This window comes from Azonexus sp. (genome assembly GCF_036170495.1).
Lineage (GTDB): Bacteria > Pseudomonadota > Gammaproteobacteria > Burkholderiales > Rhodocyclaceae > Azonexus.
This window is the reverse complement of record NZ_JAVHPH010000087.1, coordinates 1-5,898: the sequence shown is the minus strand read 5'-3', so window position 1 is coordinate 5,898 and position 5,898 is coordinate 1. Positions and strand designations below refer to the sequence as shown.

At 61.4% G+C, this 5,898-nt stretch carries 5 protein-coding genes; all 5 read right to left on the bottom strand.

Annotation, left to right across the window (positions count from 1 at the left end; translation table 11 throughout):
* Positions 1-550 (bottom strand): chalcone isomerase family protein (locus ADADOO_RS02875; protein WP_511274853.1); only part of this gene is annotated, 550 nt, incomplete at its 3' end.
* Positions 547-1,062, bottom strand: a complete 516-nt coding sequence (locus ADADOO_RS02870) for a DUF4442 domain-containing protein (RefSeq protein ID WP_511274851.1) — start codon at positions 1,060-1,062, stop codon at positions 547-549. The genes ADADOO_RS02875 and ADADOO_RS02870, both read right to left, overlap by 4 nt.
* A gap of 53 nt (positions 1,063-1,115) precedes the next feature.
* Positions 1,116-2,312, bottom strand: coding sequence for an acetyl-CoA C-acyltransferase (locus ADADOO_RS02865; protein WP_511274849.1), 1,197 nt, complete (start codon positions 2,310-2,312; stop codon positions 1,116-1,118).
* 110 nt (positions 2,313-2,422) lie between these two features.
* Positions 2,423-4,822 (bottom strand): 3-hydroxyacyl-CoA dehydrogenase/enoyl-CoA hydratase family protein, encoded by a 2,400-nt coding sequence (locus ADADOO_RS02860; RefSeq protein ID WP_511274848.1) that lies wholly within the window; start codon positions 4,820-4,822, stop codon positions 2,423-2,425.
* Positions 4,823-4,981: 159 nt separating this feature from the next.
* Positions 4,982-5,898: OmpP1/FadL family transporter (locus tag ADADOO_RS02855; RefSeq protein ID WP_511274846.1), on the bottom strand; the 917-nt coding region annotated here is incomplete at its 5' end.

Genomic DNA, 5,898 nt, shown 5'->3' with positions numbered 1-5,898 from the left:
GCGAGGCGTCCACCGGCTTGTCGCCGAGCCAGACCTTGAGCAGCGCTTTCGCGAAACCTGCCCCGGCCACCTTGCCACGCGCTTCCCCGTTCAGGCTGACAGCGACGCCGTCGGCCGAGAAGTCAATGCCGATGGTATCGCCTTCGCGGGCCTTGCCGATCCCCTTCATGATCGCCGCCAGCTGGTCGGCCTGCGTTTTGAGCGCAGCCAACTCGGCCGGGCCGTGGTTGCTTTGCAGGCCATCGTCGAGCGCCGAATTCAGCGCTTCGGCGTCGAGATCGCGCATCATGCGCATGACCATGCGGCGCGGCTGCGGGCTATCGATGATCGCCGCCGACGTGGTCGCTTTCTGGCCAACGTAGAGCGCGCCAACATAGACCTTGATGAAAAATTTGCTGCGCAGGCCAGCGCCGTTCAGCAGCAGTTCGCTGCCGCCGACCCGGATGCTGTCGTCCACCTTGACCCCGGCCACTTCCGCGGCGTGCAGCCCGGGAACGGCCAGCAAGGCAGCAATGAGCGCCGCCTTGCGGACGCGTGTCGATGTAATCATTGGTTGTCTCCTCCACCGCTCTTTTGTCGGTAGTAATGTTTGTCGGCGATATAAACCGTGCGTTCGACCACGGTATGCACGATGCCGTACTGGTCTTTCAGTTCGACCAGATAAGTGCGCTCAAGCTCCGGGTTTTTGGCCAGTTCGGCCCGGATTTCTGCCACTTCCTCGTCACTCAAGACAAAATCGGCATACAGCGTCGAAAAACCGGGCTTGCGGTAACGAATGCTCGCCGCCTTGTCCCAGACGATGTAGCCGTCGCCGAGCGCCGCCATCAACATCATCGGATGCGCCCCGTCGGTGATCGCGAACAGCGAACCGCCGTAGAGCGAGCCGACGATATTTTTTGTCTTCCAGTTGAGCGGCAGGGCAACCCGGATGTGGCGCAAATCCTTCGCCACATGGGTCACCCTGCCCCCGGTGCCACGAAAGGCCGGATGGAAATTGAAGCCCAGGCGCACCATGCGCGCCCGCCAGGTCGGAGAAAGTTTGGCCAGCCAGGCGGGTTTCATGATTTCAATTTTGGGCTTTTTTTCCGGTTGACCGTAGCATTCGCGGTTTCCCCTTAAATCCGCTCAATGATGCCGGCGGCGCCCATGCCCGTGCCGATGCACATCGTCACCATGCCGTACTTGCCGCCGGTGCGCTGGAGGCCATGCGCGACGGTGGCGATACGGATGGCGCCGGTGGCGCCGAGCGGGTGGCCGAGCGCGATGGCGCCACCGAGCGGATTGACCTTGGTCGGATCGATGCCGAGTTCCTGCATGACTGCGATCGACTGCGCGGCAAAGGCTTCGTTGAGCTCGATCCAGTCCAGTTCATCCTGGCGAATGCCGACCTGCGCCAGCACCTTGGGAATCGCCGCGACCGGGCCGATGCCCATGATCTCGGGCGCCACGCCAGCAACGGCAAAACCGGCAAAGCGGGCGAGCGGCGTCAGGTTGTGTTGGCGCAAAATCTTCTCGGAAACCAGCATCACGGCACCGGCGCCGTCGGACATCTGCGACGAATTGCCAGCCGTCACCGAACCGCGCACATTGAACACCGGCTTCAGCTTGGCGAGCTTATCGAGGGCCGAATCGGGGCGCGGGCCTTCGTCGGTATCGGCCACGCGCTCGCGGATACGGATTTCGCCGGAAGCCAGATCGGGCAGGCTTTCGCGAATCATGTAGGGGGAAATCTCCGCCTTGAAATGACCGGCGGCAATCGCCGCACAGGCCCGGCGGTGCGACTCGACGGCGAAAGCATCCTGCGCCTCGCGGCTGACCTTCCACTGGGTCGCCACCTTTTCGGCGGTGAGACCCATGCCGTAGGCGATGCCGAGGTTTTCCTCGTTGGCGAAAATGGCCGGGTTCATCGACATCTTGTTGCCCATCATCTGCGGCATGACGCTCATCGACTCGGTGCCGGCGGCGATCATCACGTCGGCCAGGCCGAGGCGGATCTGATTGGCCGCATTGGACACCGCCTGCAGGCCAGAGGAGCAGAAACGGTTGATGGTGATGCCCGGCACGGTAATCGGCAGGCCGGCCAGCAACAGGCCGATGCGGGCCACGTTCATGCCCTGCTCGGCTTCCGGCATGGCGCAGCCGACGATAACATCGCCGATCAGCGCCGGGTCGATGCCCGGCACCTGGGCGACAACCGATTTGATGGCGTGGGCCAGCATGTCATCCGGCCGCACGTTCCTGAACATGCCGTTCTTCTTGGCCACCGGCAGACGGGTGGCGGCAACGATGTAGGCGTCTTGAATTTGTCTCATAGTTATTAGTCCTTAGTTGTTAGTCGTTAGCCGTTAGCCGTTGGTTGCTGGCCGCTAGTCATTCGTTTTCGCTAACAACTAGCGACTAACAACTAGCGACTAACCAACAACTAGTTCCTCAACGGCTTGCCGGTATCCAGCATGTGCTTGATCCGGGCCTGGGTTTCGGGGGTTTTCAGCAGTTCGACGAACAGTCGACGCTCGACGGTAATCAGCCATTCTTCATCGACCAGGCTGCCGGTTTCGATCTCGCCGCCGCACAGGGCAATAGCAGCGAACTTGGCCACCTTATAGTCGTGGGCCGAAATCATGCCGCCCTCCTTCATGTTCACCAGCATCATCTCGAAGGTGGCGATGCCGTTCTTGCCGGCCACCGGGATGGCCCGGGCCTTGGGCGGCGGCGCATAGCCGGCGTCGGCCATGGCCCGCGCTTCGCGGATCGCCACAAAAAGCAGTTCGTTGGCGTTGAACAGGATGGTGTCGGACGGCTTGGCGAAACCGAAATCGACAGCCTCCACGGCGCTCTTCGCCACCTTGGCCATGGCGATGGTCATGAAAGCATTTTGCAGGTAATTGAAAACCTCGCCCGGCACGTTCGACTGGGCAGCCCAGTCGGCGGCGCGCACGGCAAATTCCTTGCAGCCACCGCCAGCCGGGATCAGGCCGACGCCGGCCTCGACCAGCCCGACATAGCTTTCCAGCGCCAGCACGCGCTTGCCGGCATGCATGACGAACTCGCAGCCGCCACCCAGCGCCATGCCCTGCACCGCCGCGACGGTCGGGACTTGCGCGTACTTGAGCGTTTGCGAAGCGCGCTGGAATTTCTCGACGGTTTTTTCCAGAATGTCGAACTGACCGGCAACGATGGCTTCCGTCACCTGCGCCAGATTGGCGCCGACAGCGAACGACGCTTCGTGCCAGAGCACCACGCCGTCCAATGTCGTTTCGGCCTGACGCACAGCGGCGATGACGCCATCAAGCACCTCGTCGCCGATGGTGTGCATCTTCGACTTGATGGAAATGATGCCAATTTTCGGGTCGACCGTAGGCAGCACCCAAAGGCGCACGCCATCGTTCTCAAACAACGTTTCGCCCGACTTTTCGGGCGTCGAACCACTCTCGCCGAGGACGCGCTCGGGGAATAACTGGCGCTGATAAACCGGCAAGGTCGACCGGGTGACATAGGCGTTCTGGCTGGCCGAATACGAACCCTGCGCCGCATGCACGCCGGTCCGCCCCGCCTCCAGCGCCCAGGCCGGCAGCGCCGTGGCGCTCATCGTCTTGCCGGCCGCGATGTCGGCGGCAATCGCCTGCGCAATATCGCTCCAGCCGGCCGCCTGCCAGGTTTCGAACGGCCCCTGCGCCCAGCCGAAGCCCCAGCGCATGGCGAAATCGAGATCGCGGGCGTTGTCGGCGACGCTTTCGAGTTGCACTGCCGCGTAGTGGAAAATATCGCGGAAGATGGCCCACAGGAATTGCGCCTGCGGATGCGCCGATGCGCGCAGCGCGGCAAACTTTTCGGCCGGGTTCTTCATCTTCAGAATGGCGGCAACCTCTTCGGCCACCTCGCCGGCCGACTTGCGGTAATCCTGCGCCTTCAGGTCAAGCACCTGGATTTCCTTGCCCTGCTTGCGGAAGATGCCGCAACGGGTTTTCTGACCGAGCGCGCCCTGGGCGATCAGCGCCTGCAGCCAGACCGGGTTGGTGAAATAGGCGTGCCACGGATCATTCGGCAGCGTGTCCTGCATGGTCTTGACGACGTGGGCCAGGGTATCGAGGCCGACGACATCGGCGGTGCGATAGGTGGCGCTCTTCGGACGACCGATCTTCGGGCCGGTCAGCGCGTCGACCTCATCAAAGCCAAGGCCGAAAGCCTGGGTGTGATGCATGACGGCAAGAATAGAGAAGACGCCGATGCGGTTCGCGACGAAGTTCGGCGTATCGAGGGCACGGATGACGCCCTTGCCGAGGAGCGAGGTCAGCCAGGTTTCCAGCGCGTCGAGCGTGCTGCCGTCGGTGCTCTGCGTGCCGATGATCTCGACCAGATGCATGTAGCGCGGCGGATTGAAAAAGTGGATGCCGCAGAAACGCGGCCGGACGGCTTCCGGCAGACCCTGCGCCAGGGCATTCATCGACAGGCCGGAGGTATTCGAGGCGATGATGGCGTTCGGCGCGAGGTGCGGCGCGATCTTCGCGTAGAGATCGTTTTTCCAGTCCATGCGCTCGGCGATGGCTTCGATGACGAGGTCGCACTCGGCGAGCAGCGGCAGGTGCTCGTCGTAATTGGCGGCGTCGATGAACTTCAGCTTGCCCTTGCTGGCCAGCGGTGCCGGGTCCAGCTTCTTGAGGCCATCAAGCGCCTTCTTGACGATGCCGTTCTTGTCACCTTCTTTTGCAGCCAGGTCGAACAGCACGACAGGCACGTTGGCGTTGGCGAGGTGCGCGGCAATCTGCGCCCCCATCACGCCAGCACCCAGAACGGCGGCTTTCTTCACGATCAACTTGTTCAATTGCATCTCCTTTTAAGTCTCTTATTTTCCGCTTCGTTAATATAAAACGAACGTTTGAATTATAGAACGGCAACGCCCACGGTCAACCGGTTTTTTGCCCAAAATTCAAAAAAATCCCCGGGCTAGCCGGGGATTGAATGTCGCATCGAATCAAAGGGCTTAGAAGGCCATCGACAACTGGGCGCCAATGAGGAATGCCTGGTTGTCGTAGTTACCGGTGACGCGGTTAGCGCCGGTCGAAGCGCTGTTTTGGTTATTGTCGATCTCGGTATCCTTGATCAACAGGTAGGCGGCGCTAATATCAAGCTTCATCGACTTCGACGGCTTCCACTGCGTTCCCAGCGTGAACCAGGTGCGGTCGTTGTCCGGCAGCGAGACAAGACGGGTGGTCGGGCCCTGAACCGGTGTCTGGTCATAAGCCAGACCGGCCTTCAGTTTCCAGGCATCGTTGAGCTTGTAGTTGGCCCCCACTGCGACGCGCCACGTATCGCGAAACTCAGTGTCAAGGACTTGCATGTTTCGGCCGGCAACCGCGCCCAGACCGGTAGTCTGCGCATTGACGATATTCACCCTGGGAATGGAACTCCAGCCCGTCCACGAAATATCGCCCAACAACTCGACGCGGTCATTCAGTTCATGCGTCGCGCTCAAGATCCAGGTGTCGGGCAATTCAATCGTCGCGGTAACGGCGCGATTGGTCGTTGCGCCGGCTGTCGCACCGGATTGGGCGAGGGTGCCGGTAAATTCGACATCACCATCGAGATCGTATTTCGTCGTCGAACGATAGGACAAACCGAGCTTGGTCACCGGCGTGATCTTGATCAATGCGCCGATGTTCCAGCCCCACGCCGTACCATCCAGATTCACCGTCGCCAGGGTCGAGGCAAAAGGCCCTGCCGTGCCGACCACCTTCCGATATTCGGCGTTGAGCATCTGATAATTGACGCCCGCCCCCAGCGACAGCCACTCATTGGCGCGCCAAGCCACTGACGGATTGAGGTTGATCGTCTGGATGTCGAACTCGATCGATTGCGCCGCGCCGTACCAGTTGTCGTCGTACTTGGTCGCCAAACCGA

Excerpts from the sequence above, each read along its gene's own strand:
- ADADOO_RS02870 (WP_511274851.1), bottom strand. The coding sequence starts at position 1,062 with ATGAAACCCGCCTGGCTGGCCAAACTTTCTCCGACCTGGCGGGCGCGC.
- ADADOO_RS02865 (WP_511274849.1), bottom strand. The coding sequence starts at position 2,312 with ATGAGACAAATTCAAGACGCCTACATCGTTGCCGCCACCCGTCTGCCG.